24 protein-coding genes are annotated in these 26692 nt (G+C 65.0%); 13 read left to right on the plus strand and 11 right to left on the minus strand.

The window, feature by feature from the left end; genetic code table 11:
- Positions 1 to 25: 25 nt before the first annotated feature.
- The 3 genes from lspA to BLW05_RS13120 form a co-directional block, all read right to left on the minus strand.
- Positions 26 to 529: a signal peptidase II gene (lspA, locus tag BLW05_RS13110; protein WP_093163049.1), complete on the minus strand. Its 504-nt coding sequence runs from the start codon at positions 527 to 529 to the stop codon at positions 26 to 28.
- Positions 529 to 3372 carry an isoleucine--tRNA ligase gene (gene ileS, locus BLW05_RS13115; RefSeq protein WP_093163051.1) on the minus strand — a complete coding sequence of 948 codons (2844 nt, stop codon included), beginning with the start codon at positions 3370 to 3372 and terminating at the stop codon, positions 529 to 531. Before ileS ends, lspA begins: the two co-directional genes overlap by 1 nt.
- Positions 3373 to 3483: 111 nt before the next feature.
- A complete protein-coding gene (locus BLW05_RS13120; protein ID WP_093163052.1) occupies positions 3484 to 4521 on the minus strand; it encodes a bifunctional riboflavin kinase/FAD synthetase in 1038 nt (345 codons plus the stop codon).
- Positions 4522 to 4683: 162 nt separating this feature from the next.
- On the opposite strand from BLW05_RS13120, the gene BLW05_RS13125 reads away from it, so the two are divergent.
- On the plus strand, positions 4684 to 5241 hold the full coding sequence (locus BLW05_RS13125; RefSeq protein ID WP_093163205.1) for an HNH endonuclease: 558 nt from the start codon (positions 4684 to 4686) through the stop codon (positions 5239 to 5241).
- 3 nt (positions 5242 to 5244) lie between these two features.
- On the opposite strand, the gene BLW05_RS13130 is transcribed toward BLW05_RS13125, so the two are convergent.
- The 3 genes from BLW05_RS13130 to BLW05_RS13140 form a co-directional block, all read right to left on the minus strand.
- Positions 5245 to 6624, minus strand: coding sequence for an alpha/beta fold hydrolase (locus tag BLW05_RS13130; RefSeq protein WP_093163054.1), 1380 nt, complete (start codon positions 6622 to 6624; stop codon positions 5245 to 5247).
- Between the two features lie 86 nt (positions 6625 to 6710).
- Positions 6711 to 7826: an acyl-CoA dehydrogenase family protein gene (locus BLW05_RS13135; protein ID WP_093163056.1), complete on the minus strand. Its 1116-nt coding sequence runs from the start codon at positions 7824 to 7826 to the stop codon at positions 6711 to 6713.
- 24 nt (positions 7827 to 7850) lie between these two features.
- Positions 7851 to 9032: an acyl-CoA dehydrogenase family protein gene (locus tag BLW05_RS13140; RefSeq protein ID WP_093163058.1), complete on the minus strand. Its 1182-nt coding sequence runs from the start codon at positions 9030 to 9032 to the stop codon at positions 7851 to 7853.
- A 143-nt stretch (positions 9033 to 9175) separates the two neighbouring features.
- Here BLW05_RS13140 and purN point away from each other — a divergent pair, with 143 nt between their 5' ends.
- Positions 9176 to 9766, plus strand: coding sequence for a phosphoribosylglycinamide formyltransferase (gene purN, locus BLW05_RS13145; protein ID WP_093163059.1), 591 nt, complete (start codon positions 9176 to 9178; stop codon positions 9764 to 9766).
- A 57-nt stretch (positions 9767 to 9823) separates the two neighbouring features.
- On the opposite strand, the gene BLW05_RS13150 is transcribed toward purN, so the two are convergent.
- Complete coding sequence (locus BLW05_RS13150) at positions 9824 to 10060, minus strand: DUF1653 domain-containing protein (RefSeq protein ID WP_093163061.1); 237 nt, start codon at positions 10058 to 10060, stop codon at positions 9824 to 9826.
- A gap of 34 nt (positions 10061 to 10094) precedes the next feature.
- Here BLW05_RS13150 and BLW05_RS13155 point away from each other — a divergent pair, with 34 nt between their 5' ends.
- From BLW05_RS13155 to BLW05_RS13165, 3 genes are all read left to right on the plus strand, one after another.
- Positions 10095 to 11951, plus strand: a complete 1857-nt coding sequence (locus tag BLW05_RS13155; protein WP_093163063.1) for a M48 family metallopeptidase — start codon at positions 10095 to 10097, stop codon at positions 11949 to 11951.
- 28 nt (positions 11952 to 11979) lie between these two features.
- Positions 11980 to 13251, plus strand: a complete 1272-nt coding sequence (locus tag BLW05_RS13160) for an RsmB/NOP family class I SAM-dependent RNA methyltransferase (RefSeq protein ID WP_093163065.1) — start codon at positions 11980 to 11982, stop codon at positions 13249 to 13251.
- A gap of 131 nt (positions 13252 to 13382) precedes the next feature.
- Positions 13383 to 14597 (plus strand): DesA family fatty acid desaturase, encoded by a 1215-nt coding sequence (locus tag BLW05_RS13165; protein WP_093163066.1) that lies wholly within the window; start codon positions 13383 to 13385, stop codon positions 14595 to 14597.
- Positions 14598 to 14736: 139 nt separating this feature from the next.
- On the opposite strand, the gene rpmG is transcribed toward BLW05_RS13165, so the two are convergent.
- The 3 genes from rpmG to trxB form a co-directional block, all read right to left on the minus strand.
- The gene (gene rpmG / locus BLW05_RS13170) at positions 14737 to 14910 is read right to left on the minus strand and encodes a 50S ribosomal protein L33 (protein ID WP_007830291.1); all 174 of its coding nucleotides are present in this window, start codon (positions 14908 to 14910) and stop codon (positions 14737 to 14739) included.
- A gap of 11 nt (positions 14911 to 14921) precedes the next feature.
- A complete protein-coding gene (gene rpmB, locus BLW05_RS13175) occupies positions 14922 to 15155 on the minus strand; it encodes a 50S ribosomal protein L28 (protein ID WP_088955402.1) in 234 nt (77 codons plus the stop codon).
- A 286-nt stretch (positions 15156 to 15441) separates the two neighbouring features.
- On the minus strand, positions 15442 to 16392 hold the full coding sequence (trxB, locus tag BLW05_RS13180) for a thioredoxin-disulfide reductase (RefSeq protein WP_093163068.1): 951 nt from the start codon (positions 16390 to 16392) through the stop codon (positions 15442 to 15444).
- A gap of 163 nt (positions 16393 to 16555) precedes the next feature.
- Here trxB and BLW05_RS13185 point away from each other — a divergent pair, with 163 nt between their 5' ends.
- The 8 genes from BLW05_RS13185 to BLW05_RS13220 all read left to right on the plus strand — a co-directional run bounded on the left by BLW05_RS13185 (position 16556) and on the right by BLW05_RS13220 (position 25593).
- Positions 16556 to 17230 (plus strand): Crp/Fnr family transcriptional regulator, encoded by a 675-nt coding sequence (locus BLW05_RS13185; RefSeq protein WP_093163070.1) that lies wholly within the window; start codon positions 16556 to 16558, stop codon positions 17228 to 17230.
- A gap of 132 nt (positions 17231 to 17362) precedes the next feature.
- Complete coding sequence (locus BLW05_RS13190) at positions 17363 to 19741, plus strand: DNA translocase FtsK (RefSeq protein ID WP_093163206.1); 2379 nt, start codon at positions 17363 to 17365, stop codon at positions 19739 to 19741.
- A gap of 28 nt (positions 19742 to 19769) precedes the next feature.
- Complete coding sequence (gene lolA / locus BLW05_RS13195; protein ID WP_093163072.1) at positions 19770 to 20408, plus strand: outer membrane lipoprotein periplasmic chaperone LolA; 639 nt, start codon at positions 19770 to 19772, stop codon at positions 20406 to 20408.
- Between the two features lie 18 nt (positions 20409 to 20426).
- Positions 20427 to 21716, plus strand: a complete 1290-nt coding sequence (locus tag BLW05_RS13200) for a replication-associated recombination protein A (RefSeq protein WP_093163074.1) — start codon at positions 20427 to 20429, stop codon at positions 21714 to 21716.
- Between the two features lie 249 nt (positions 21717 to 21965).
- Positions 21966 to 22895: a branched-chain amino acid ABC transporter permease gene (locus BLW05_RS13205; RefSeq protein WP_093163076.1), complete on the plus strand. Its 930-nt coding sequence runs from the start codon at positions 21966 to 21968 to the stop codon at positions 22893 to 22895.
- Between the two features lie 10 nt (positions 22896 to 22905).
- Positions 22906 to 24087 (plus strand): ABC transporter permease subunit, encoded by a 1182-nt coding sequence (locus tag BLW05_RS13210; protein WP_093163078.1) that lies wholly within the window; start codon positions 22906 to 22908, stop codon positions 24085 to 24087.
- Between the two features lie 17 nt (positions 24088 to 24104).
- Positions 24105 to 24875 (plus strand): ABC transporter ATP-binding protein, encoded by a 771-nt coding sequence (locus tag BLW05_RS13215; protein WP_093163080.1) that lies wholly within the window; start codon positions 24105 to 24107, stop codon positions 24873 to 24875.
- 1 nt (position 24876) lies between these two features.
- Positions 24877 to 25593 carry an ABC transporter ATP-binding protein gene (locus tag BLW05_RS13220; RefSeq protein ID WP_093163082.1) on the plus strand — a complete coding sequence of 239 codons (717 nt, stop codon included), beginning with the start codon at positions 24877 to 24879 and terminating at the stop codon, positions 25591 to 25593.
- Positions 25594 to 25697: 104 nt separating this feature from the next.
- On the opposite strand, the gene BLW05_RS13225 is transcribed toward BLW05_RS13220, so the two are convergent.
- Entirely contained in the window at positions 25698 to 26672 is a 975-nt protein-coding gene (locus BLW05_RS13225; protein ID WP_093163084.1) for a Bug family tripartite tricarboxylate transporter substrate binding protein, read from the minus strand.
- Positions 26673 to 26692: the final 20 nt, after the last annotated feature.

Consider the following 26692-nt stretch of genomic DNA (forward strand, 5'->3'; position numbering starts at 1 on the left):
ACTATAGAGCACCGAAGCTGGGGGACTACGACTTGCCGCGGCGCACGCGGCGCAACTCGTCGAGGATCAGGCAGATCGCGCCGATGGTGATGGCGCTGTCGGCCACGTTGAAGGCGGGGAAGTGCCGGCCGGCCAGGTGGAAGTCGAGGAAGTCGACCACGTAGCCGTGCATCATCCGGTCGATCACGTTGCCGATGGCGCCGCCGAGGATGGCCGCCATCGAGAACGAGAAGAGCTTCTGCCCCGCGTGGGACTTCAGCATCCAGATGATGAAGATCGCCGCCCCGATGCCGATCGCCATGAAGAACCAGCGCTGCCAGCCATCAGCGCCGGCCAGGAACGAGAAGGCCGCGCCGGTGTTGTGCGCGCGGACCACGTTGAAGAAGCTGGTGACGTAGGTCGCGTCGCCGTACTTGTAGTAGCCGAGGATCAGCGTCTTGGTGAACTGGTCGATGATGACGATGACCAGCGCAAGGCCGAGCCAGGGCCAGATACCGAGGCCCTTCGAGCCAGAGGGGCGGCGGGCCATCAGGCGATGGTCCTTGCTTCGCCGGCGCCGTAGAGATTGCTGGTGCAACGTCCGCAGATGGCCGGGTGCGCCGCGTCGTGGCCGACATCGTCGCGCCAGTGCCAGCAGCGCTCGCACTTGGTGGCCTTGCTGGCGGTCACGGTGGCCGCAAGCGTGTCGCCAGCCGCGAGCGCGATCGCCGAGGTGATGAAGACGAACTTCAGGTCGTCGCCCAGCGACGCAAGCAGCGCGTGGTCGTCGGCCGGCGCCGTGATCGTCACGTTGGCCTGCAGCGAGGAGCCGACCTGGCCGTCCGCACGCACCGTCTCGATCTCCTTGTTGACCGCATCGCGGATCTCGCGGATACGGCTCCACTTGGCGAGCAGGGCGTCGTCGGGCGTGCCGAGGTCGCTGTAGGTCTGCACGAAGATCGACTGGCCGTCGCCGCAGAACTTCCACGCCTCTTCGGCGGTGAAGCTCAGGAACGGCGCCATCCAGCGCAGCATCGCCTGCGTGATGTGCCAGAGCGCGGTCTGTGCGCTGCGGCGCGCGCGCGAGCCAGGTGCGGTGGTGTAGAGCCGGTCCTTCAGCACGTCGAGGTAGAACGCGCCGAGATCTTCGGAGCAGTACACCTGCAGCTTGGCCACCACCGGGTGGAACTCGTAGACCTTGTAGTGCGCGAGGATCTCGGCCTGGAACTGCGCGGCGCGGCTGAGCGCGTAGCGGTCGATCTCGAGCAGGTCGCCAAGCGGCACCGCGTCCTTCGCGATGTCGAAGTCGCTGGTGTTGGCAAGCAGGAAGCGCAGCGTGTTGCGGATGCGGCGGTACGCATCGACCACGCGCGCGAGGATCTTGTCGTCGCCTGCGATGTCGCCCGAGTAGTCGCTCGCGGCCACCCAGAGGCGGGTGATCTCGGCGCCGAGCTTCTTGTTCACTTCCTGCGGATCGATGCCGTTGCCGAGCGACTTGCTCATCTTGCGGCCCTGGCTGTCGACCGTGAAGCCGTGCGTCAGCAGGCCTCGATAGGGCGCGCGGCCTTCGAGCGCGCAGGCGAGCAGCAGCGACGAGTGGAACCAGCCGCGGTGCTGGTCGTGGCCTTCGAGGTAGAGGTCGGCTTCCGGCCCCGTCTCGTGGTGCACGTTCGGGTGCGTGCCGCGCAGCACATGCGAGAAGGTCGAGCCCGAGTCGAACCACACCTCGAGGATGTCCGTGCTCTTGGTGTAGTTCGGTGCGTCCGCGGCGCCGAGGATCTCCTCGGCTGTCACGCGGCTCCAGGCCTCGATGCCGCCCTTCTCGACGATGTCGGCGGCCTGGTCGAGGATCTGCATCGTGCGCGGATGCAGCTCGCCCGAGTCCTTGTGCAGGAAGAACGGGATCGGCACGCCCCAGCTGCGCTGGCGGCTGATGCACCAGTCGGGCCGGTTGGCGATCATGTCGTGCAGGCGCGCCCTGCCGTTCTCCGGGTAGAAGCTCGTCTGCTCGATGGCTTCCAGCGCGGTCTGGCGCAGCGTCTTCGGCGCCTTGTCCTTGGTGAAGACGCCGTCGCCTTCGTCCATGCGGATGAACCACTGCGCGGCAGCGCGGTAGATCACCGGCGTCTTGTGGCGCCAGCAGTGCGGGTAGCTGTGGGTGATGTGCTCGGTCGTCATCAGGCGGCCGGCGTCGCGCAGCGCGTGGATGATGACCGGGACCGCCTTCCAGATGTTCTGGCCGCCGAAGAGCGGGAAGTCGGCTGCATACGAACCGTTGCCTTGCACCGGGTTCAGGATGTCGTCGTACTTGACGCCGTGCGCGATGCAGGAGTTGAAATCCTCCACGCCGTAGGCCGGCGAGGAATGCACGAGACCGGTGCCGTCCTCGGCGGTCGCGTAGTCGGCCAGGTAGACCGGCGACAGGCGGCGGAAGCCCGCGTCCACGTCGTACAGCGGATGCTCGAACTCGAGGCCGCCGAGCCGCTCGCCCTTCACGGTCGCGAGCACCTTGCCTTCGAGCGCGTAGCGCGTCATGCACATCTCGACCAGCGAGTTCGCGAGCACGAGCAGGCCGCGCTCGGTATCGACCAGCGAGTACTCGAGCTCGGGGTTGAGGTTGATCGCCTGGTTGGCAGGGATCGTCCACGCGGTGGTGGTCCAGATGACCGCGAAGGCATCCTTGTGCAGCGCAGGCAGGCCGAAGGCGGCCGCGAGCCTGGCCGGGTCGTGCGCCTTGAAGGCCACGTCGAGCGTCTGCGACTTCTTGTCGGCGTACTCGATCTCGAATTCGGCCAGCGACGAGCCGCAGTCGAAGCACCAGTACACCGGCTTCAGGCCGCGATAGACGAATCCGCGCTCGATTACGCGCTTGAACGCCCGGATCTCGCCGGCCTCGTTCGCGAAATCCATCGTCTTGTACGGATGGTCCCATTCGCCCAGCACGCCCAGGCGCTGGAAGTCGGTCATCTGCTGCGCGATCTGCTCGGTCGCGTAGGCGCGGCTCTTGGCCTGCATTTCGTCGCGGCTCAGGTTGCGGCCGTATTTCTTTTCGATCGCGTTCTCGATCGGCAGGCCGTGGCAGTCCCAGCCGGGCACGTAGAGCGCGTCGTAGCCTTCGAGCTGGCGCGCCTTGGTGATCATGTCCTTCAGGATCTTGTTGACCGCGTGCCCCATGTGGATCTGACCGTTGGCGTAAGGCGGGCCGTCATGCAGGATGAACTTGGGCGCGCCGTGGCGCGCGTCGCGCAGGCGGTGGTAGACGCCTTGCTCGTTCCATTCCTTGACCCAGCCCGGCTCGCGCTTGGGCAGGTCGCCGCGCATCGGGAAAGGGGTGTCGGGCAGGTTCAGCGTGGCGCGGTAATCGGTGCCGCCGTCGGTCTTGTTGTCAGCCATGGAAGTTCCAGAAATCTGCGCTGCCGTGCAACGCGCGAAGGGATCGGGGGAAGCGTGCGGCCTTCGCGAAACAAGGCGCGGCCGGACGCGGCGGAAAGCGAAGGTCCCGCTTTAAATTCGATCGCGCGTGGTCTGGCGATGGGTCTCGGCGTGGGTGGAAGCAAAGAATGCACGCGCGTCGCGACCGTCCTTCGCGATGCCCGCCGTGAGGGCCTCGAGGCTGGTGTAGCGCAATTCGTCGTGCAATTTGTGCAGCAGTTCCACGCGGACGATTTTACCGTAGGCCCCCTCCGAGCCGAGATGCGCGGGCCAATCCAGGCAGTGGGTCTCGAGCAGCACGCGGCCGCCGTTGACATCGTTGGCGTCGAGGGAAGGGCGCACGCCGAGGTTTGCGACGCCTGGCAGTGGCTTTTCGGTCAGGCCATGCACAAGCACCGCGAAGATCCCGCTGGCAGCAGGCTTCCAGTGCTTGAAGCGCAGGTTGAGCGTGCGAAAGCCGTCGTCGCGGCCGGGTGAGGACGCGCCCAGCGCCCGGCCCAGCTTTCGGCCGTGGACCACATGGCCCGAGATGGCGTACGGCCGCCCCAGAAGGGCCTGGGCGTCGGCCATCCGGCCTTCGGCCAGCGCCTCGCGCACGGCCGAACTCGATACGCGCAGTCCGTGGACCTCGTAGCTGTTCATCCGCGCCACGTCGAAGCCGGCCTGCTCCCCGGCGCGATCGAGCATGTCGTAGTCGCCGGCGCGCTTGGCGCCGAAGCGGAAGTCGTCGCCGACCAGGATGTACTTGGCGCCCAGGCCCTCGATGAGGACATGCCGGATGAAGTCTTCGGGCGATTGCGAAGCCAGCCGCGCATCGAACGGCAGCACGATGGTTTGCGCGACTCCGCTGGCGGCCAGTTCGCTGAGCTTGTCGCGCAACGTGCCGATGCGGGCCGGCGCCAACTCGGGCCGCTTGGTGACCGCCGCGAAATAGTCGCGCGGGTGCGGCTCGAACGTCAGGACACAGCTCGGCAGCCCGCGAGCGCGGGCTTCGGCATTGAGCAGCCCGAGCATGGCCCGGTGACCGCGGTGGACACCGTCGAAGTTGCCTATGGTCAGGGCGCAGGCCGGAGCCACCCCCGGATGCCGAAAACCCCGGAAAATCTGCATCGGTCGGTATCTTTTTGATAGCACTTTGTGCCCGCAGGATGGGCACTACAGCGCGTCTTGTCACAAAGCCGGTATATTGTGACGCACTGCGTCATGCGCAAGCCGATCCGGCGGGCGCCATGTCTTGGTCTTTCCGTGTTTCCTTCGAATGAGGAGCGTGTGGTGAAGGTCTTGAAGCTGTCGGCCCAAGGGCTGCCCCAATCGTGGATTTCGCTCGAGCAGGCGGTGATCCACTACGCCTCCGACGAAGTTCGTTGGGAGGTGGGCGCTCAGGTCGCGGTGTTCAGGGGCGGCCACAACGCGATCACGGGCCAGCAGTCGCAGATCGTGATCAACAGCATCATCGGCACGAAGGGCGTGCCGCGCATCAATCCCTTCATGCAGCGGCCGGGGCTCACCAATGCCAAGCTGTTTGCCCGCGACCGGAACGTCTGTGCCTATTGCGGCGGTCATTTCCACGAGGAAGAGCTGACCCGCGAGCACATCATCCCGTTCGCCCAGAACGGCATCGACACCTGGATGAACGTCGTCACCGCGTGCCGCCCCTGCAATCACCGCAAGAGCAGCCGCACGCCGGAACAGGCCGGGATGCCGCTGCTGTACACGCCGTACGTGCCGAGCCTGTGGGAAGACTTCATCCTGCGCAATCGGCGCATCCTGGCGGACCAGATGGAGTTCCTGATGGCGCATCTGCCACAGAGCTCCAGGCTGCACGGCTAGCGTTCAGTAGGTCAGTTCGAGCACGCTGACGTCGCCGCGCGACGCTGGCCAGGTCTGGCCGATCAGCGTTTCCCCATTGAATTCGGCCTCGATCGTGCGAGCGGCGTCGTTCGTGAGCTTGATCTTTGAACTCGACACCCCCGAACCCGTCGGCGGCACGCCCGGCGGCAAGGTTTGCCCGTCGAAGCGCAAGGAGTCGCGCTCGACGTCGAAGTAGCCGCGCGGGCGGGTGAAGGTCACCAGGGCCTTGGCATCGCGGTCGGTCTCTGCGATGCGCTCGGGTCGCAGATGAACCACATTGCTCGAGCGCGGGAATGGGCTGCGGTAGATGTGCGTGGTCGCATATCCGGGGGCGCTCAGCACGAACTCGTAGCGCGTGTCCGGCCTGCCCTGGAACGGTCCCCAGCGGCCGTCCTGCGCAATGGTCTGCTGCCACACCGCAGGCCCGTTCCGCCCGCCGGTGGACGCATCGATGGCGAATACATCGAGGCGGGCACCGACCAGAGGCAGGTTGTTGCTGAAGGCACCACTGTCCGGCTTCAGCGGATCGATGTCGAGGCCGGTGACCCGGCCGGACAGGGTGATCTGCGCTTCGGGCTCGACCTTGAGCGTGCGCGGCGCCTCGCCGGTGAGGAAGCGCCAGGTGGCGTCGAAAGCAGCGGGCGAAAACGAGGTTTCCCGATGGTCCACGCGCGGCAGCACCACATTGGTCGCGCCCTTGAGCGCCGGGCCATCGAAGCCGACGTTGGTCGGCGTGCCGCGGATGCCGATCCAGATGCCGTCGGGCTGCGCGTATTTGTCGTTCCTGTCGGAGCGCAGCGTCAGCCACTTCACGCCGGCCGGGACCTCGTCGCCATTGCCGTTCTTCGGCGCGTTGAGCTGCTGCAGGAAGGGACTCAGCCCCGAGAACTCGCTGCGCTCCTGCCGCCCCTTGATCGACCAGATGCCGTGCGCCGGGTTGCCGCCGAGCACCACATGGCTCACGACGCGATCGCCGCCGCCGTTCTGGACGTAGTTCCGGATCGCATTGCCGCCGCGCGAGTTGCCGATCAGCACCACCTGCGTGGCGCCGGTCGTCTTCAGCACGCGCTCGACCTCCGACTTCAGGAAGGCCAACGATTCCGCCGTGGAACTGCGGCCGGGCTGCGCCACGGTGTCGTCGTCGCGCGCCAGCGGAAAGGGCTGGTCAAGCGCGAACAGGCGGCCCGGCGGCCACCCGTTGGATTCGAAGCGCCAGATCGTGGTCTGCCACAGCGCGGCGGAATCGCCGTTGCCGTGCACGAACAAGATCGGCGGACGCTCGTTGCTGGACGGCGGGGTGGTGCAGGCGGCGAGCATGGTTGTCGAGAAACCAAGAAGGAGCAGTTGGCGGCGAGTGTGCATGTTGAATGGCCTTCCAAAGCAAACGCCCGCCAGCTTGGGGCCGGCGGGCGTCGCATGCTGTCGCGATCGTCAGCGGTTCGGGGTCGTCAGGCGAAGACGCCTGCGTTGTCCTGCATGCGTGCCGACACTTCGGCCAGGTGGTGCAGGGTGTCGCCGAAGGTCATCTCGAGCTGCGTGAGCTTCTTGAAGTAGTGGCTCACGATGTACTCGTCGGTCACGCCGATGCCGCCGTGCAACTGCACGGCCTGCTGGCTGACGAAGCGCATCGAGACGCCCAACTGGTACTTGGCGCGCGCCAGCGCCTGACGGCGCTCCGCGGCCGGCGCGTTGAGCTTCAGCGTGGCGTAGTAGCTCATCGAGCGGGCCAGTTCGAGCTGCATCTTCATGTCGGCCACGCGATGGCGAAGGGCCTGGAATGTGGCGATCGCCACGCCGAACTGCTTGCGCGTGTTCATGTATTCGACAGTGATCGCCAGCGTCTTGTCCATCACGCCGACGGCTTCGGCGCAGGTGGCGGCGATGCCGATGTCTACCGCCCGCTCGAGCTCGGGCAGGCCATCCTGCGTGATGAGGATGCCTGCAGCCTTGTCGAAGACGACTTCGGCGGCGCGACTGCCGTCCTGCGTGCCGTAGCCGCGCGCGGCGACGCCGTCAGCGGAGCGCTCGACCAGGAAAAGCGCAATCTTGCCGTCGATCTGCGCCGGCACGATGAAGGCGTCGGCCTCGTCGCCGGCGGGCACCAGGCTCTTGGTTCCGCTCACGGTCCAGCCGCTGCCCGCCTTCGTTGCCTTGGTCTCGCAGACGTCCAGCCGGTAGCGCGCCTTGCGCTCCTGGCAGGCGAGCACCACCAGCGCCTGTCCGCCGGCGATGCGCGGCAGCCAGTTGTCCTTGGTGTCCTCGTCGGCGTGGGCGGCCAGCACGGCGCCGGCGATGAAGGATTGCGAGAGCGGCTCCAGCACGATGCCGCGGCCGAGCTCTTCCATCACGACCATGCCTTCGACCGGACCCATGCCCAGGCCGCCTTCGTCTTCGGGGATGTAAAGCCCGCCGAGTCCGAGTTCTGCCAGTTCGTCCCACGCCTCCCGCGAGAAGCCGCCCGCGGCTTCGGTGGCGCGGCGGCGCTCGAAGCCGTAACCTTTTTCGACCCACTTGGCGACCGCGTCGCGAAGCTGTTGCTGGTCGTCGCTGAAATTGAAGTCCATTGCTTGATCCTTGTGAGTCCGCGTTCAGCCCAAGACCGTTTGAGCGACGATGTTGCGCTGCACTTCGTTGCTGCCGCCGTAGATGGTGGTCTTGCGCATGTTGAAGTACGTCGAGGACAGCGGTGCGAGCTGCGGATGGCCACCGGGGAAGTCGCCCTGCCAGCCGGCCTCCATGGCCTCGCGGATCAGCGGCAGCGAATAGGGGCCGCCGGCCAGCATCATCAGCTCGGAGTAGCGCTGCTGGATTTCGCTGCCCTTGATCTTGAGCAGGCCGGCGATGTCGAGCGAGTTCTTGCCCGAGGTGGCGGCCGAGAGAACGCGCAGCACGAGCATTTCGAGGGCGACCACGTCGACTTCGAGCTTGGCGATCTCGTCGCGGAAGCGCTGGTCTTCCCAGACGCCTTCGCTCTTCGCAATGCGTTTGAGGCGCTCCAGCTCACGCTTGGCGCGGTTGACGTCGGCGATGTTGGTGCGCTCGTGCGAGAGCAGGTGCTTGGCGTACGTCCAGCCCTTGTTCTCTTCGCCGATGAGGTTCTCCGCGGGCACTTCGACGTTGTCGAAGAACACTTCATTGACCTCGTGGCCGCCGTCCAGCAGCTTGATCGGTCGCACCGTGACGCCGGGCGACTTCATGTCGATCAGCAGGAAGCTGATGCCGGTCTGCGGCTTGCCTTCATTGCTGGTGCGCACGAGGCAGAAGATCCACTCACCGTACTGGCCGAGGGTGGTCCAGGTCTTCTGGCCGTTGACGATGTACTTGTCGCCCTTGCGCTCTGCCTTGGTCTTCACCGACGCCAGATCGGAGCCCGAACCCGGCTCGCTGTAGCCCTGGCTCCACCAGACTTCGCCACTTGCGATGCCGGGGAGGAAGCGCTTGTGCTGCTCGGCGTTGCCGTAGGCCATGATGACCGGAGCGACCATCACCGGGCCGAAGGGAATGATGCGTGGCGCACCTGCGAGTGCGGCCTCTTCCTCGAACAGGTGCTTCTCGACCGCGGTCCAGCCGGGGCCGCCGAACTCCTTGGGCCAGCCGTAGCCCAGCCAGCCCTTCTTGCCGAGGATCTTGGCCCAGCGCTGCAGATCGTCGCGCGTGAGCTCAAGGGCGTTGTGCACCTTGTGCGAAATCTCGGCGGGGAGGTTTTCCTTGACCCAGGCGCGAATCTCTTCGCGGAACTTCTGTTCTTCGGGGGTGAAGCTCAAATCCATGCGTGCCTCTCTGTGTTGATCGAACGCCGCGAAAGGCGGCGCGTCTCCGGGAGCGGCGGTTTTAGCACGGTCGTGCTAGTTCGGGGTGTCCGCGTCGCGACAAGCCAGGGCCGCCCGAGCGAGCACAGATAATCCCGCGTCCCATGAAGAACATTGTGATCCTGATTTCCGGCGGTGGCTCCAACATGGCGGCGATCGTCAAGGCTGCCGAAAGCGAGCGCTGGGCGGCTCGCCTCGATGCGCGGGTTGCCGCGGTCATCAGCAACAAGTCGGACGCGGGCGGGCTTGCGATCGCCCGCGAGCACGGCATTCCGACGGCCGTGGTTTCACACAAGGATTTCGCCAGCCGGGAGGAATTCGACACGGCGCTGGCACGGGAGGTCGATGTTCATGCGCCGGCGCTCGTGGTCCTGGCGGGATTCATGCGGATCCTGACGCCCTGGTTCGTGACGCGCTACGCCGGCAGGCTCGTCAACATCCATCCCTCTCTGCTGCCCGCCTTTCCGGGATTGAACACGCACCGGCGTGCGATCGAGGCGGGTTGTCGGGTGGCCGGCGTGACGGTGCACGAAGTGACCGTCGAGCTCGATCATGGGCCCATCCTGGCGCAAGCTGCCGTACCGGTATTGCCCGACGACACGCCCGATGCTTTGGCGGCCCGGGTGTTGGCTCAAGAACACAGGGTTTACCCTAGGGCGGTGGCCGACTGGCTCCGGCGCGCAGACACAAACTGACACAATCCTTCCTGGCGTGCCGCGGGGGCGGAGGAGATCGCCGCGTTCGCTTCCCGTCTAGTCGATTTTGATGAAGCGCCGCTGGCTCACCCCGTTCACGTCCACGGTCTCGTCGAACATGGCAGCCGGGCGAACCCAGAGTCCACGCTCGCCGTAGAGGGCGCGGTACAGCGTCATCGGCTCCAGCGTCTCGCTGTGGCGTGCGGTGCCGAGCACTTCGTATTCGCCACCCTTGTAGTGGCGGTAGCGGCCGGGTGGGGTTTCGATCAATGGGGGAAGGCTGGCGTCTGACAAGCGGGGGCACTCCTTCGAAGGCTGAAAGGTCAGGATGAATCGGGCGGATTTTGTACATCTGGTGCGACTGAGCGAGCATGCCAGTGCCGACGACAGCCTCGGCTACCGGCGGGGCGTCGCTTTTTTCGCCGCCCTTGGATACCTGTGGGTCTTCGCCTGTCTGGCACTGGCGGTCGGCATCATCGTCTGGGTCATCGGCGGCCTGGGCCAGGGCGGACGCTTCACCTTCACCCGCGGATGGCTGATGCTTTTTGCGCTTGGCCTGCTGTGGGCCACATTGAGGGCGCTGTGGGTCCGGCTGGAGGAGCCGGAAGGCGTGGAGCTGCGGCGCGAGGACGCCCCCGGTCTCTTCGAAACGCTCGACCGCATTCGCCAGCGTATCGACGGTCCCCCGGTCCATCGCGTGTATCTCGACAGCGATTTCAACGCCAGCATTCGCCAACTGCCTCGCTACGGTCTTTTCGGCGGCGCGACCAACTATCTCAACGTGGGGCTGCCGCTGCTGATGGCGCTGGACCGTCGCCGCCTGGTGTCCGTGCTGGCGCACGAGTACGGCCATTTGCGCGGCAACCACGGAAAGCTGAGCGCTTGGATCTACCGGACGCGACTTTCATGGCTCAAGCTGGATGCCAACTTCCAGCGCAACGAGGGCCTGATGGCTTTCGCCTCGCAGGCGTTCTTCCGCTGGTACTTCCCGCGCTTTGCCGCGAAGACGTTCGCGTTGGCGCGACAGGACGAATACGAAGCCGACCGTGTCGCCGCCCGGCTGCTCGGCACCCGCGTGGTGGCCTCGGCGTTGAAGGAAATCTCGATCAAGAGCGCCTGGTACGCGGAGCGGTTCTGGCCCGGTCATTGGGCGCGCGCGATCGACGAGCCGGTGCCCGTCGGGCCGTTCTCCTCTCTCGCGCCGAAGTTTTGCGCGCCGGTCGAGGAAGAGTTCGCCCGCGCTGCGTTGCGCGGTGCGCTGCGCAGCATCAGCGACGTCGACGACACCCATCCTGTGCTGCGCGATCGCCTGGAAGCGCTGGATGAGAAATCCGTCGTCCCGTCCTGGTCGTCCAAATCGGCGCTGGCGCTCCTGGCGGATGCGCCGAAGTGGATCGCGCATTTCGACGCCGAGTGGCGCAGCGGTCATGCGAGCGACTGGACGCAGCACCACGCCTACCTGGTGCGCGTGCGCGAGCGGGTGGCAGCGCTCGCGGCGAGCGCCGGTCGCAACAACGCCGAAGAGATGGTCGAATGGGCCGATTGCGCCCGTCGTCTCCATGCCGAAGCCGATGTCCGCGCGTTGTATGAACGGGCGCTGGAAATCACGCCCAACCACGCCGGTGCCTTGCGCGGATTGGCGCAGGTGCTGCCCGTGCGCGACCGCGCCCCCCGCCTCGCGGTGCTCGAGCGCCTGCACGAATCCAGCAACGCCAGCCAGTGGTGGGCCGCGAAGACGGCCGTGTCGATCCTCGAGGATCCCGATGCCGGGGCGCACGACGAGCGCTCCCTCAAGCTCTGGCGCGAACGGGCGAAGACGGCGGAAGCCGCCGAGCAGCGCGCCTGGGAAGAAATGACGGCGACCCCGTCCTTCACGCAGATCGCGCGCCATGACCTGAGCGAATTCGAGCTCGGGGAGTTGCGGGCCGATCTCGTGCGGTCCAGCGCAGTCGCTCGCGCGTGGGTGGTGCGCAAGAACCTTCGGGAATTTCCGTGGCGGCGCGCCTACATCGTGTTCCTCGAGCTGCCGGGGCTCACGGACGACGAGCGTTGGAGCCTGTGCCGTGAACTCGAACAGACCCTCTCGCTACCAGGCGCCGCGCTGGTCCTGTGGGCAGGGCATTCGCCCACGCTCACCGAGATCGAGCGGCACGCTTTTGGCCCGGTCTGGACACGCGCCACATGACATCGATGGTGGCTGAGACAATCGGGGCATGCATCCCAAAGCCCTGCTTGAGGCCACGGCCGACCTGGTCGGCCTCGTCCTGAAATTCGATCATCCGGCCGATCAGGTCGTCTCCCGCTTCTTCCGCGAACACCGCGAGCTGGGTCCGCGCGAGCGCGCCACGCTGGCCGAGACGGTGTACACCGTCCTGCGCAAGAAACTCCTGTTTGAACACCTGGCACGCTCGGGCACCGGTCCCAAGGAGCGCCGGATGGCCATCCTCGGCTTCCACGGCCAGAGGGAATTCCTCAAGAGCGCGCTGAACGACTCCGAACGGCGCTGGCTTGACAACTGCGATTCGGTCAAGCCCGACGAACTGCTCGAGCGCCACAAGCACAACCTCCCGGAATGGCTGGTCGAGCCTCTCAAGGCGCAGTTGCGAGACGAGTTCCGGGCGCTGGCGGACAACCTGCAGCAGCCGGCGCCGCTGGACCTGCGGGTCAACGCGCTCACGGACAAGCGGGCGGACGTGCAGAAGGAACTGGGCCTTGCCGGCATCAAGGCGAGCCCGACGCCGTATTCCCCCTGGGGTCTCCGGATCGAAGGCAAGCCGGCACTGACGAAGCTCGATGCCTTTGCCCGCGGTGCAGTGGAGGTCCAGGACGAGGGATCGCAACTGCTGGCGCTCCTGCTCGAAGCGAAGCGCGGTGAGATGGTGGTCGATTTCTGCGCCGGCGCTGGCGGCAAGACGTTGGCGATCGGCGCGACCATGCGCAACACGGGCAGGCTCTACGCCTTCGACACCTCGGCACATCGTCTGGATGCGCTCAAGCCGCGGCTGGCGCGGAGCAAGCTTTCGAATGTGCATCCAGCCGCGATCGCCCATGAGCGCGACGACCGGATCAAGCGGCTCGCGGGCAAGATCGATCGCGTGCTGGTCGATGCGCCATGTTCGGGGCTTGGCACGCTGCGGCGCAATCCCGACCTGAAATGGCGCCAGTCGGCGCAGTCGGTTCAGGAACTGACGGCAAAGCAGACGGCGATCCTGCAGAGCGCCTCCCGGCTCGTGAAGTCTGGGGGGCGCCTCGTCTACGCAACCTGCAGCGTGTTGCCTGAGGAGAACGAGGCGATTGCCGAAGCTTTCGGTGCCGCGAACCCGGATTTCGAGGCCGTGGATGCGGCCGAGCTGCTGAATGGCCTCAAGGTTGACGGCGCCGACACCCTGTGCTCGGGCGGTGAAGTTGGCAAGCGCTACCTTCGGCTCTGGCCTCATCGCCACGCGACGGACGGCTTCTTTGCCGCCGTCTGGAGCCGGAAGTAGGTACGAGGCTCCAAAGACGGCCAAAACTTGCGATGTATCAAGGATTTAAGCCCCTTTTTAGGGGGTGATCCTTTAAAATTGGTGGTTATCTGAAGGCTGCACCTTCGTGTGGCCATGGAGTACCGAATTCAATGTTGCTTCCTGACTCTGCCGTCCTGAGCGCGGCCATCGATTGGCTCGGAAACGGCTTGTGGGATCTCGCATGGTGGCAGATCGTGCTGTACACGCTCGTCACCACGCACATCACGATCGCAGGGGTCACGATCTTCCTGCACCGGACCCAGACGCACCGGGCCATGGACCTCGGGCCCATCCCCTCGCATTTCTTCCGCTTCTGGCTGTGGATCGGCACCGGCATGGTGACCAAGGAGTGGGTGGCCATTCACCGCAAGCACCACGCCAAGTGCGAGACCGAAGACGATCCGCACAGCCCGCAAGTCAAGGGCATCGACGAAGTCATGTGGCGCGGCGCCGAGCTGTACCGCAAGGAATCGAAGAACAAGGAAACGATGGAGCGTTACGGCCACGGCACGCCCGATGACTGGCTCGAGCGCAACCTGTATTCGCGCTACAGCTGGCAGGGCGTGGGCCTGATGCTGATCCTCAACCTGGCGCTGTTCGGCGCCATCGGCCTGACGGTCTGGGCGGTCCAGATGCTGTGGATTCCGTTCTGGGCGGCTGGCGTGGTCAACGGCATCGGTCACTATTGGGGCTATCGCAATTTCGAAGCCATGGACTCCAGCACCAATCTGATCCCCTGGGGCATCATCATTGGCGGCGAAGAGTTGCACAACAACCATCACACCTACCCGACGTCGGCCAAGTTCTCGGTCAAGAAATACGAGTTCGATATCGGTTGGGTCTACATCAGCCTGATGCAGAAGATTGGCTGGGCCAAGGTCAAGAAGGTCCCGCCGAAGATGCAGATGGGCGACGTGCAGCCGGTGGCTGACGCGAAGACGCTCGAAGCTGTCATCGCCAATCGTTACGAGGTCATGGCGAACTTTGCGCGCGAAATGCGCCGTGCGACCAAGGGTGAGCTCGCATCGCTCAAGGCCAAGGGTGCGGACCTTTCCGTTCTCAAGGCGGCCAAGCGCTGGTTGCACCGAGACGAAGACAAGGTGCCCGCCGCGGCGCGGAGCCATCTGGTTCAGGCGCGCGCTGCCCATCCGGCGCTCGACAAGATGATGACGATGCGCGAAGAGTTGCGCCAGCTGTGGCTCAACACCTCGCAATCGCGCGAGCAGCTTGCGGCCGATCTTGCGGCCTGGTGCCACCGCGCCGAGGCGAGCGGCATTGCCGGTCTGCGAGAGTTCTCCACGCGCCTGCGTGCCGCGCGCGCCTGACAGCCTCTCGGTATTTCCAAAAGAAAAAGCCGGCTCGTCGAGCCGGCTTTTTTGTGTCTCCTTGCTTGTCGGCAATGCGAATAGGCAAAAAGAAAACCCGCTGGATTGCAGCGGGTTCTTGACAAGGGGAAAGCCTGAATTACTTCAGCTTGATTTCCTTGTATTCGACGTGCTTGCGTGCCTTGGGGTCGAACTTCATGATCGACATCTTTTCAGGCATCGTCTTCTTGTTCTTGCTGGTCGTGTAGAAATGGCCGGTACCCGCGGTGGATTCCAGCTTGATCTTTTCGCGTCCGCCTTTGCTCGTTGCCATGATTCAGCTCCTTAAGCTTGGCCGCGTGCGCGCAGGTCTGCGAGCACGGCGTCGATGCCGTTCTTGTCGATCAGGCGCAGGGCAGCGCTCGAAACGCGCAGGCGAACCCAACGGTTTTCGGATTCGACCCAGAAACGACGGTATTGCAGGTTCGGCAGGAACCGGCGCTTGGTTTTGTTGTTGGCGTGGGAAACGTTGTTTCCGACCATCGGGCCCTTGCCCGTAACTTCACATACGCGTGCCATGAGGACACTCTTTCTTGAACAGCTGGCACCTGGCGCAACGGGGTGTTGCGAGAGATGGTTTGCAGCTTGACCTCGCCAGAATCGGGTGGCGGTAGCCCGGAAGTTGCAGCTCATGCCGGCCAGAAGCCGGGCAAATTCAGCAAAGCCGGAAATTATAACCCAGCTGTCCATCAGCCCCAGCACCCCTGAGGGAAGCACCGCAGAACCGGCTCAGCCGGGCCGCTGGTGTTGCCCCCGGTAGGGGGTTGGCGAAGCGACACGAAGTGCGCGCAGCCTGGGGGCGAGCCTACTCCTGCTCGAGGAAGCGCTGCGAATCCAGAGCCGCCATGCAGCCCGTGCCTGCGCTGGTGATGGCCTGGCGATAGACATGATCCTGCACGTCGCCCGCCGCAAACACGCCCGGGATGCTGGTCATCGTGGCGAAACCCTGCAGACCGGATCGCGTGACGATGTAGCCGTCCTTCATTTCCAGTTGTCCCTGGAAGATGTCGGTATTCGGATGGTGGCCGATCGCGACGAAGCAGCCCTTCAGGTCGAGTTGCTCCGTTTCGTTCGTCTGGAGGTTCTTGATCCGGATGCCGGTGACGCCGGAGTCGTCGCCGAGCACTTCGTCAAGCGCGCTGTGAAGCTTGAGTTCGATCTTGCCTTCGGCGACCTTTTCGTTGAGCTTGTCGACGAGGATCGGCTCCGCACGGAACTTGTCGCGGCGATGCACCAGGGTCACCTTCCTGGCAATGTTTGCCAGATAGAGCGCCTCCTCGACGGCGGTGTTGCCGCCGCCGATCACGCAGACGTCCTGCTCGCGGTAGAAGAAGCCGTCGCACGTCGCGCATGCGGACACGCCGCGGCCCATGAAATGCTGTTCGGATTCAATGCCAAGGTACTTGGCCGAAGCGCCCGTCGCGATGATCAGGGCGTCGCAGGTGTAGGTGCCGCTGTCACCGGTCAGCGTGAACGGGCGCTTGCTCAGGTCGACCTTGTTGATGTGGTCGAAGACGATCTCGGTCTTGAAACGCTCGGCGTGCTCCAGAAAGCGTTGCATGAGATCGGGGCCTTGCACGCCATGAACATCGGCGGGCCAGTTGTCGACTTCGGTGGTCGTCATGAGCTGACCACCTTGTGCAATTCCGGTAATAAGCAGGGGCTGGAGATTGGCTCGGGCCGCATAGACTGCGGCGGTATAACCGGCGGGGCCGGAGCCGAGAATGAGAACCTTGGCGTGGCGTGACGTGGACATGAGTAGAAAACCTAGGATTGACGCTGCGTCAGCGTGTACATTTTCAGGGGTGATAGATATGGAGTATCACCGTTCGGTTCAAGACCGTGCGGGGGCTGTTTTCAATGCGCGCGATTGTATTAATCCATGGGGTTCGAATCGCGCGGAATCCGGGGATTGATGAATGTCGATGCTGTCCAATCTTGAATTGCTCCGTCGCGTGCCGCTCTTCTCAGCGCTGACGCCCACGCAGTCCGCGAGCATCGCCGACGCGATCGTCAAGAAGCGCTTCAAGCGCGCCGAGGTCGTGGTCGAGCAAGGCAAGAAGTCCGATGCCCTCTACATCATTCTGACCGGCCGCGCTCGAGTCATGAGCACCGACAGCCGCGGCCGCGAGGTCATCCTGGCGACCCTTCATCCGGGCGACTACATCGGCGAGATGAGCATGATCGACGATGAACCGCACTCGGCCACGGTTCGCACCGAGATCCAGACCGACGTGCTGATGCTTGGCCGCGAGGCCTTCGCGCGCTGCCTGCCGGAGAGTTCCTCGATGTCTTACAACATCATGCGCGGTCTGGTGGCCCGACTGCGTCATGCCGACCGGAAGATCGAGTCGCTGGCGCTCATGGACGTCTACGGTCGTGTCGCGCGTTCGCTGCTCGAATTCGCGGTGGATGATGGCGCCGGCAACATGAAGGTGCGTGACAAGATCTCTCGTCAGGATCTCGCCAAGATGGTCGGCGCATCGCGCGAAATGGTCAGCCGCGTCATGAAGGATCTCGAGGAGCGCGGCTTCGTGCAGACGCAGTCCGACGGGTCCATGATCATCAAGGAACGGCTCTCATCGCTGGCCTGATGGTTCTGCCGGCCGCGCCATGGCGCGCCGGCTTCTCTGCTTCGCCGGCCGTGACATCTCGGCCGCGATGGGTTTCGTTGTAGTTTCCTCAAGCCACCGGTCCGTTGCCCTGGGCGGGTCGCTTTGCCTTTCATGACTTATTCGCTCAATACCCTTCAATCGTCGTCGGCCGAGGGACAACCGGTCCGGGCGCGCGCGATGCGTTTTGCGCACGAGATCACGTTGATCGCGGGCTTTGTCGTTCTGCTGTTCTGGCTTCTCGCGATGCTGAGCTTCACGCCCTCGGACGCGGCCTGGTCGACCTCCGGCACCGGTGGCGACGTGAAGAACTGGGGCGGACGCATCGGGGCCTGGGTCGCGGACGCGAGCTACTTCCTGGCCGGTTATTCGGTCTGGTGGTGCCTTGCGGCCGGCCTGCGCGTCTGGCTCTCTTCGCTGGCCCACTGGATGCGTGGCGGCGGGTCGCCGCAGCCGGACGAGCCGCCCCGCGGCCGATTCAATCGCAGCCGCCTTGCGTTCTGGTTCGGCCTGATCCTGCTGCTGTGCGCCAGCGCCGTCCTCGAGTGGTCGCGGCTCTATCGCCTGGAATTCCGTCTGCCAGGCCATGGCGGCGGTGTGTTGGGCTATTTCGTCGGGCCGGCCAGCGTCAAGTGGATGGGCTTCACCGGCTCCGCGCTCATCGCCATTGCCTGCGGCGTCATCGGCTCCGCGCTCGTGTTCCGGTTCTCGTGGGGGCAGATCGCCGAGCGCATCGGCGCGCGCCTGTATTCGCTCTTCGAAATGCGGCGCGAGCGGCGTGAGATCGCCCATGACATCGCGATGGGCAAGCAAGCCGTCCGCGAGCGCGAGGAGGTGACGGCCTTCGATACCGGCGTGGAGCCGGATGCCCCCGACGAAGAATTGCGGGCGGTGCCGCGTCCCAAGCGGCGCGCACCTTCGCCGCCGGTCCAGATCGAGCCTGCGATGGTCGAGGTGCCCAAGAGTGACCGCGTCGCCAAGGAACGCCAGAAGCCGCTCTTCCGGGAATTGCCTGACAGCAAGCTCCCTCAGGTCGACCTGCTCGACGCGGCACAGACGCGCCAGGAGACCGTTTCGGCAGACACGCTCGAGATGACTTCGCGGCTGATCGAGAAGAAGCTGAAGGACTTCGGCGTCGAGGTGCGCGTGGTGCTCGCGTCGCCGGGACCGGTGATCACGCGCTACGAGATCGAACCGGCCACCGGCGTGAAGGGCGCGCAGATCGTGAACCTGGCGAAGGACCTTGCGCGTTCGCTGTCGCTGGTGTCGATCCGCGTGGTCGAGACGATCCCCGGCAAGAACTACATGGCGCTCGAGCTCCCGAACGCCAAGCGCCAATCGATCCGCCTGAGCGAGATTCTCGGCTCGCAGGTCTACAACGAAGGCAAGTCGCTGCTGACCATGGGGCTCGGCAAGGACATCGTCGGCAATCCGGTCGTTGCCGACCTGGCAAAGATGCCGCACGTGCTCGTCGCCGGCACCACCGGCTCGGGCAAGTCGGTGGGGATCAACGCGATGATCCTGAGCCTGCTCTACAAGGCCGAGGCGCGCGACGTTCGCTTGCTGATGATCGACCCGAAGATGCTCGAAATGTCGGTCTACGAAGGCATTCCGCATCTGCTTGCGCCCGTGGTCACCGACATGCGGCAGGCGGCGCACGGCCTGAACTGGTGCGTGGCCGAGATGGAGCGCCGCTACAAGCTCATGAGCAAGCTGGGCGTGCGCAATCTTGCCGGCTACAACGCCAAGATCGACGAGGCGAAGTCGCGCGAGGAGTTCATCTACAACCCATTCAGCCTCACGCCGGACAGCCCGGAGCCGCTCGCCCGCGAGCCGCACATCGTGGTCGTCATCGACGAGCTGGCAGACCTGATGATGGTCGTCGGCAAGAAGATCGAGGAACTGATCGCGCGCCTGGCGCAGAAGGCGCGCGCGGCAGGCATCCACCTGATCCTCGCGACCCAGCGCCCGAGCGTGGACGTGATCACCGGGCTCATCAAGGCCAACATCCCGACCCGCATCGCGTTCCAGGTGTCGAGCAAGATCGATTCGCGCACCATCCTCGACCAGATGGGCGCCGAGGCGTTGCTCGGCATGGGCGACATGCTCTACATGGCAAGCGGCACCGGGTTTCCGGTGCGCGTCCACGGTGCGTTCGTCAGCGACGACGAGGTGCATCGCGTCGTCGCCTACCTCAAGTCGCAAGGGGAGCCGGACTACATCGAGGGTGTGCTCGAAGGTGGCACAGTCGATGGCGACGGCGAGATGCTCGGCGAGGGCGGCGAAGGCGGCGAGAAGGATCCGATGTACGACCAGGCGGTCGAAGTCGTGCTCAAGAACCGCAAGGCCAGCATCTCGCTGGTGCAGCGCCACCTGAAGATTGGCTACAACCGTGCGGCGCGGCTGGTCGAAGAAATGGAACAGGCCGGCCTCGTGAGCGCGATGAGCGGCAGCGGGCAGCGGGAGATCCTGGTGCCGGCCCGAACCGAGTGATTCCGGCGCGCTTCCGGGGAGAAAAGAGATGTTGCTGAAGAAACTGATCGCGGGCATCGGGCTTGCGGCGCTCGTGGCCAGTGCATCGGCCGGTGGCCTGGAAAGCCTCGAGGCCTTCGTGATGAACGCCAAGTCGGGCCGGGCCGAGTTCACGCAGACCGTGACCTCGCCGCCGAAGGAAGGGCAGACGGTGCGCGAGAAGGTGTCGACCGGCACCTTCGAATTCCAGCGGCCTGGCAAATTCCGCTTCGACTACAAGAAGCCCTTCGTGCAGAACATCGTCGCCGACGGTGAAACGCTCTGGCTCTTCGATGCCGATCTGAACCAGGTCACCCAGCGCAAGCAGGCGCAGGCGCTCGGTTCGACGCCGGCCGCGCTCATTGCGTCCGCGCCCGATCTGAAGGCCCTGCAGGCAGATTTCGCACTCGAGTCCGCGCCCGAGCGCGACGGCTTGCAGTGGGTCAAGGCGACGCCGAAGAGCAGGGATGGCCAACTCCAGAGCGTGCAGATCGGTTTCCAGGGCGATTCGCTCGCCGCATTGGAGATCCTCGACAGCTTCGGCCAGAAGTCGGTGCTGAAGTTCGCCAAGGTCGAGGTGAATGCCTCCCTTCCGGCCAGCACGTTCCAGTTCAAGCCGCCAGCAGGCGCCGATGTGGTCCGCCAATAGGCGGCCGGCATCCCTGTGATGGCCACCTCCACGCATCAACCACTCGCCGAGCGCCTTCGACCCAGGAGCCTCGGCGAGGTCATCGGGCAGCAGCACCTGCTCGGTCCCGGCATGCCGCTGCGCATTGCCTTCGAGTCGGGCCAGCCGCACTCGTGCATCCTCTGGGGGCCGCCCGGCGTCGGAAAGACGACCATCGCCCGGCTGATGGCGGACGCATTCGACGCGCAGTTCCTCAGCATCAGCGCCGTGCTTGGGGGCGTGAAGGACATCCGAGACGCGGTCGATCGTGCCGTCGTGGCGCGCGACGGACTCGAGCAGCGCCGCACCATCGTGTTCGTCGACGAGGTGCATCGATTCAACAAGAGCCAGCAGGACGCATTCCTGCCGCATGTGGAGTCGGGCCTTTTCACCTTCATCGGCGCGACGACGGAGAACCCTTCGTTCGAGGTGAACTCCGCGCTGCTCTCGCGTGCGGCCGTCTACGTACTCCAGCCCCTCGGCGAAGACGACCTCAAGCAGATCGTGAGCCGCGCGCAGGACATCCAGGCAGTCCCTGCGATCGAGGCGAAGGCGATCGATCGCCTCATCGCCTATGCCGACGGCGATGCGCGGCGACTGCTCAACACGCTCGAAACGCTCGCCATCGCCGCCGGCGCGGAGTCGCTCGACCACATCGCCGACGAATGGCTTCTGCGCGTCCTCGGCGAACGGATGCGCCGTTACGACAAGGGTGGCGACCAGTTCTACGACACCATCTCGGCGCTGCACAAATCGGTGCGCGGCAGCGATCCGGATGCGGCGCTCTACTGGTTCGTGCGCATGCTCGATGGCGGCGCAGATCCGCGCTACATGGCAAGGCGGCTCGTGCGGATGGCGAGCGAGGACATCGGGCTGGCCGACCCGCGGGCGCTGCGTCTCGCCCTCGATGCCGCCGAGGTCTACGAGCGCCTCGGTTCGCCCGAGGGCGAACTCGCGTTGGCCGAGTGCGTCGTCTATCTTGCAATCGCACCGAAGTCGAACGCGGTCTACAAGGCCTACAACGAGGTCAAGGCCTTCATCAAGTCGGATGGAACGCGGCCGGTTCCGATGCATCTGCGCAATGCGCCGACGCGCCTGATGAAGCAACTCGACTACGGCAAAGGCTACCGCTATGCCCACGACGAAGAGGGCGGCTTCGCGGCCGGCGAGCGCTACATGCCCGATGGCGTCGAGCCCCCGCCTTTCTACCGGCCGGTCGAGCGTGGCCTCGAAATCAAGATCGCCGAGAAGGTCAGGGCGCTGCGCAAGCGCAACGAAGATGCGCGCTGATACGCATTTGCGCGCAGGGTGAGCGACTTCCGACCCCGACGCGCCTGACTCTTTGCGCCAGCGGGAAAACCCCGGTCCCAAAACGCCCGAAATGTCAGGGAGCCGTGTCTAGAATTCCGCCCACAAGAAACCCGCCGTCGACACATGCTGGCGGGTTTTTTGCTAAGTGAAACCAGGCGTCAATCCGGAACGCCGGGTCGACCGAGGCACCTCTCAAGGGTGTCACCACAAAAAAAGGGAATCCTCGCTATGGACATCTTGCTGCAGCAGATCATCAACGGTCTGGTTCTCGGCAGCATGTACGCCTTGATAGCCTTGGGCTATACGATGGTGTACGGCATTATCAATTTGATCAATTTCGCGCACGGAGAAGTGCTGATGGTCGGGGCGCTGACCAGTTGGAGCGTCATCGGCCTCATGCAGCAGTCCATGCCGGGCACGCCGGGTTGGGTGGTTCTGCTTCTCGCGCTGATCATCGCGTGCGTGGTGGCCGCCGCGCTCAATTTCGTGATCGAGAAGGTGGCCTACCGGCCGCTGCGCAACAGTCCCAAGCTGGCACCGCTGATCACCGCTATCGGCGTCTCGATCCTGCTGCAGACGCTGGCGATGATCATTTGGAAGCCGACGAACAAGGCCTACCCCAACCTGCTCCCGACCACACCGATTCATGTGGGCGGCGCGGTGATCTCGCCGACGCAGGTCATGATCCTCAGCGTGACCGCGATCTGTCTTGCGATCCTGACCTGGCTGGTCAACTACACCAAGCTCGGCCGCGCCATGCGCGCCACCGCCGAGAACCCGCGCGTCGCGGCCTTGATGGGCATCCGGCCCGACATGGTGATTTCGGCCACCTTCATCATCGGCGCCGTCCTGGCGGCGGTGGCGGGCGTGATGTACGCGTCCAACTATGGCATCGCGCAGCATGCGATGGGCTTCATTCCGGGGCTCAAGGCCTTTACCGCGGCAGTGTTCGGCGGCATCGGCAACCTCGCGGGCGCGGTGGTCGGCGGGATCCTGCTCGGGGTGATCGAGGCGATCGGCTCGGGGTACCTCGGCGCGCTGACCGGCGATGTGCTCGGCAGCCAGTACAGCGACATCATCGCGTTCGTCGTGCTGATCATCATGCTCACGCTGCGGCCGTCCGGCCTGCTCGGCGAGCGTGTGGCGGACCGTGCCTGAGGAGATGGCCATGAAACAAGGCAAGAACCTCCTTTTCGTCGTGATCGGAGCCATCGCGCTGCTGGCACTGCCTTTGCTGCTGCAGACGCAGGGCAATGCCTGGGTCCGCATTGCCGACGTCGCGCTGCTCTATGTGATGCTGGCCTTGGGCCTGAACATCGTGGTGGGCTACGCCGGCCTGCTCGACCTCGGCTACGTGGCCTTTTTTGCGATCGGCGCCTATCTCTTTGCACTGCTCGAATCACCGCATCTGTCTGAGACCTTCCCGGCCTTCAAGGCCATGTTCCCGGGCGGCTTGCACAGTTCGCTGCTGATCGTGATTCCATTGGCGTTCGGCGTCGCAGCATTGTTCGGCGTGCTGCTCGGTGCACCGACTCTGAAGCTGCGCGGCGACTACCTCGCGATCGTGACGCTCGGTTTCGGCGAAATCATCCGCGTGTTCCTCAACAACCTCGACCAGCCGTTCAACATCACGAACGGTCCCAAGGGCATTACCGCCATCGAGCCGGTGCACTTCTGGGGGCTCAATCTGGGCAAGGCGCTGAAGTTCGACGGCTTCACGATCTCGTCGGTCACGCTGTACTACTACCTCTTCCTGGCGTTGGTGCTCGTCACCATCCTGGTGTCGCACCGCCTGCAGGTGTCGCGCGTCGGCCGCGCCTGGATGGCCATCCGTGAAGACGAGATCGCCGCCAAGGCCATGGGCATCAACACCCGCAACATGAAGCTGCTGGCGTTCGGCATGGGCGCGAGCTTCGGCGGTGTTTCGGGATCGATGTTCGCGGCCTTCCAGGGCTTCGTCTCGCCCGAGTCGTTCAGCCTGATGGAGTCGGTGATGATCGTCGCGATGGTCGTGCTCGGCGGCATCGGCCACCTGCCTGGCGTCATCCTGGGTGCGGTGCTGCTCGCGGCGCTGCCGGAAGTGCTGCGCTATGTCGCGGCTCCGCTGCAGGCCATGACCGATGGGCGTCTCGACGCCTCGATCCTGCGCCAGCTGTTCATCGCGCTCGCGATGATCATCATCATGCTGGTGCGACCGCGCGGTCTCTGGCCGTCGCCGGAGCACGGCAAGTCGCTGGCCCGCAAGGGGACGGCGCCTGCTTCGGGCATGCCGGCCGCCGCGCCGGGCGTAGAGCAACCGGCCGACGAAGTGCCTGGCGTGGCATCGCGTCCGATGTCGATCAATCCTTGAGCGATGGGAGAACGAACATGAGCGACACCATCCTCAACGTACAAGGCATTTCGAAGCGATTCGGCGGCCTGCAGGCTCTGTCCGATGTAGGCATGAAGATCACGCGCGGCCAGGTCTACGGCCTGATCGGCCCCAACGGCGCGGGCAAGACCACGTTCTTCAACGTCATCACCGGTCTCTACACGCCAGACAGCGGCACCTTCGAGCTGGCCGGCAAGCCGTATCAGCCAACCGCAGTGCACGAGGTGGCCAAGGCCGGCATCGCACGCACCTTCCAGAACATCCGCCTGTTCGCGGAAATGACCGCGCTCGAGAACGTCATGGTCGGGCGTCACATCCGCACCCACTCGGGCGTGCTCGGTGCGATCTTCCGCACCGGCGGCTTCAAGGCCGAGGAAGCGGCGATTGCCAAGCGGGCGCACGAACTGCTCGACTACGTGGGCATCGGCAAGTTCGCCGACTACAAGGCGCGCACGTTGAGCTACGGCGATCAGCGCCGTCTGGAGATTGCCCGCGCGCTGGCGACCGATCCGCAGCTCATTGCACTCGACGAGCCTGCGGCCGGCATGAATGCCACCGAGAAGGTGCAACTGCGCCAGCTCATCGACCGCATCCGCAAGGACGACCGCACCATCCTCTTGATCGAGCACGACGTGAAGCTCGTGATGGGCCTGTGCGACCGGGTCACGGTGCTCGACTACGGAAAACAGATTGCCGAGGGAACGCCCGCGGACGTGCAGAAGAACGAAAAGGTGATCGAGGCCTACCTCGGCACCGGAGGACATTGAGATGGCGCAAACCCTATTGAAAGTCAGCGGCCTGAAGGTTGCCTATGGCGGCATCCAGGCCGTGAAGGGCGTGGACTTCGAGGTGCGCGAGGGCGAGCTGGTGTCCCTGATCGGCTCGAACGGCGCCGGCAAGACGACGACGATGAAGGCCATCACCGGCACGCTGCCGTTCCTCGGTGGCGACATCGAGTTCCTGGGCAAGAGCATCAAGGGACGCGGCGCCTGGGATCTGGTGGGCGAGGGGCTGGTCATGGTGCCGGAAGGCCGCGGCGTGTTCACCCGCATGACCATCACCGAGAACCTGCAGATCGGTGCGTACATCCGCAACGACAAGGCGGAGATCGCGCGCGACATCGACCGTGTCTTCACGACCTTCCCGCGCCTCAAGGAGCGCGCCAGCCAGCTCGCCGGAACGATGTCCGGCGGCGAACAGCAGATGCTCGCAATGGGCCGCGCGCTGATGGCGCGCCCCAAGGTGCTGCTGCTCGACGAGCCTTCGATGGGCCTGTCGCCGATCATGGTCGACAAGATCTTCGAGGTGGTGAAGCAGGTCTACGACCAGGGCGTCACCGTGCTGCTCGTGGAGCAGAACGCCAGCCGAGCCCTGCAGCTGGCCGATCGCGGCTACGTGATGGAGTCGGGGTTGATCACCATGAGCGGCGACGCGAAGGTGATGCTGAACGACCCGAAGGTGCGCGCCGCGTATCTTGGGGAATGACCCCCAAGCTTGCTCGCTTCGCGTAGCCGCCCACCCCCTTCCAGGGGGCGCCGCCGGCGGCCCGGCGGCGCCGGTTCCGCGGCGGCCCTGGGTTCGGGCCTCGGTCAGTCGACCTGGGCGCCGGTGGCCTTGACGACCTTTTCGTACTTGGCGAGTTCGCTCTTCATGAATGCGCCGAACTGTTCGGGCGTGCTCGCGACGGGTTCGGCGAGCAGGGAGGCGAAGCGCGTCTTCGTCTCGGGCGTCTTCAGGGCCGCGACGAACGCCTGATTGAGCTTGGCCACCATCTCCGGCGGCGTGCCTGCCGGCGCGACCAGGCCCCACCAGGTATCGATCGAGAAGCCCTTCAGCGTCGCGGCGACTGGCGGGACGTCGGGCAGCGCGCTGCTGCGATCGGCGGTGGTCACGGCGATGGCCTTCAACTTGCCCGAGCGGATGTTGGGTGCGGCGGTCGCGAGGTTGTCGAAATTGAAGTCGACCTGCCCCGACAGCAGCGCCAGCTGTGCCGGATTGCCGCCGTTGAACGGAATGTGCACCGCGAAGATGCCCGCTTCCTTCTTGAACATCTCGCCGGCCAGATGCCCGGCGCTGCCGTTGCCGCCGCTGCCGTAGTTGAGCTTGCCGGGGTTCGCCTTGGCGTAGGCGATGAGATCGCGCAGGCTGTTGATGTTGAGGCGCTTCGCGGTGTCCGCGTTCATCACCAGCACATTGGGCACGCGGACCATCTGGGTGATGGGTGCGAAGTCTTTTGCCGCGTTGAAAGGCATCTTGGCGTAGAGCCACGGATTGACCGCATTCGTCGCGGTCGCCGCGATGCCGATGGTGAGCCCGTCCGGCGGCGCCTTGGCGATCATGTCCGCGCCGATGTTGCCGCCCGCGCCGGGCTTGTTGTCGATGATCACCGTTCCGAGCGAATCCTTGACGCCCTCGGCGAGCACGCGCGCGGTGACGTCGATCGGCCCGCCCGCCGCATACGGCACGATGAGCCGGATCGGGCGGTTCTGCGCAATGGCGTGAGGCGCGGCGATGACGGCCGTGGTGGCCGCAAGCGCGGCGAGGAAATGTCTTCTGGCGTTCATGTCTCTCTGTTGTTCGTTGA

It is taken from the genome of Variovorax sp. YR216 (assembly GCF_900107745.1).
Taxonomy (GTDB): Bacteria; Pseudomonadota; Gammaproteobacteria; order Burkholderiales; family Burkholderiaceae_C; genus Variovorax.

Excerpts from the sequence above, each read along its gene's own strand:
- BLW05_RS13185 (WP_093163070.1), top strand. The coding sequence starts at position 16,556 with ATGTCGATGCTGTCCAATCTTGAATTGCTCCGTCGCGTGCCGCTCTTC.
- BLW05_RS13205 (WP_093163076.1), top strand. The coding sequence starts at position 21,966 with ATGGACATCTTGCTGCAGCAGATCATCAACGGTCTGGTTCTCGGCAGC.
- BLW05_RS13220 (WP_093163082.1), top strand. The coding sequence starts at position 24,877 with ATGGCGCAAACCCTATTGAAAGTCAGCGGCCTGAAGGTTGCCTATGGC.
- rpmG (WP_007830291.1), bottom strand. The coding sequence starts at position 14,910 with ATGGCAACGAGCAAAGGCGGACGCGAAAAGATCAAGCTGGAATCCACC.
- purN (WP_093163059.1), top strand. The coding sequence starts at position 9,176 with ATGAAGAACATTGTGATCCTGATTTCCGGCGGTGGCTCCAACATGGCG.
- BLW05_RS13215 (WP_093163080.1), top strand. The coding sequence starts at position 24,105 with ATGAGCGACACCATCCTCAACGTACAAGGCATTTCGAAGCGATTCGGC.
- BLW05_RS13225 (WP_093163084.1), bottom strand. The coding sequence starts at position 26,672 with ATGAACGCCAGAAGACATTTCCTCGCCGCGCTTGCGGCCACCACGGCC.
- BLW05_RS13120 (WP_093163052.1), bottom strand. The coding sequence starts at position 4,521 with ATGCAGATTTTCCGGGGTTTTCGGCATCCGGGGGTGGCTCCGGCCTGC.
- BLW05_RS13135 (WP_093163056.1), bottom strand. The coding sequence starts at position 7,826 with ATGGACTTCAATTTCAGCGACGACCAGCAACAGCTTCGCGACGCGGTC.
- BLW05_RS13155 (WP_093163063.1), top strand. The coding sequence starts at position 10,095 with ATGAATCGGGCGGATTTTGTACATCTGGTGCGACTGAGCGAGCATGCC.
- BLW05_RS13130 (WP_093163054.1), bottom strand. The coding sequence starts at position 6,624 with ATGCACACTCGCCGCCAACTGCTCCTTCTTGGTTTCTCGACAACCATG.
- trxB (WP_093163068.1), bottom strand. The coding sequence starts at position 16,392 with ATGTCCACGTCACGCCACGCCAAGGTTCTCATTCTCGGCTCCGGCCCC.
- BLW05_RS13160 (WP_093163065.1), top strand. The coding sequence starts at position 11,980 with ATGCATCCCAAAGCCCTGCTTGAGGCCACGGCCGACCTGGTCGGCCTC.
- ileS (WP_093163051.1), bottom strand. The coding sequence starts at position 3,372 with ATGGCTGACAACAAGACCGACGGCGGCACCGATTACCGCGCCACGCTG.
- BLW05_RS13210 (WP_093163078.1), top strand. The coding sequence starts at position 22,906 with ATGAAACAAGGCAAGAACCTCCTTTTCGTCGTGATCGGAGCCATCGCG.
- BLW05_RS13140 (WP_093163058.1), bottom strand. The coding sequence starts at position 9,032 with ATGGATTTGAGCTTCACCCCCGAAGAACAGAAGTTCCGCGAAGAGATT.
- lspA (WP_093163049.1), bottom strand. The coding sequence starts at position 529 with ATGGCCCGCCGCCCCTCTGGCTCGAAGGGCCTCGGTATCTGGCCCTGG.
- BLW05_RS13190 (WP_093163206.1), top strand. The coding sequence starts at position 17,363 with ATGACTTATTCGCTCAATACCCTTCAATCGTCGTCGGCCGAGGGACAA.
- BLW05_RS13200 (WP_093163074.1), top strand. The coding sequence starts at position 20,427 with ATGGCCACCTCCACGCATCAACCACTCGCCGAGCGCCTTCGACCCAGG.
- lolA (WP_093163072.1), top strand. The coding sequence starts at position 19,770 with ATGTTGCTGAAGAAACTGATCGCGGGCATCGGGCTTGCGGCGCTCGTG.
- BLW05_RS13165 (WP_093163066.1), top strand. The coding sequence starts at position 13,383 with ATGTTGCTTCCTGACTCTGCCGTCCTGAGCGCGGCCATCGATTGGCTC.
- rpmB (WP_088955402.1), bottom strand. The coding sequence starts at position 15,155 with ATGGCACGCGTATGTGAAGTTACGGGCAAGGGCCCGATGGTCGGAAAC.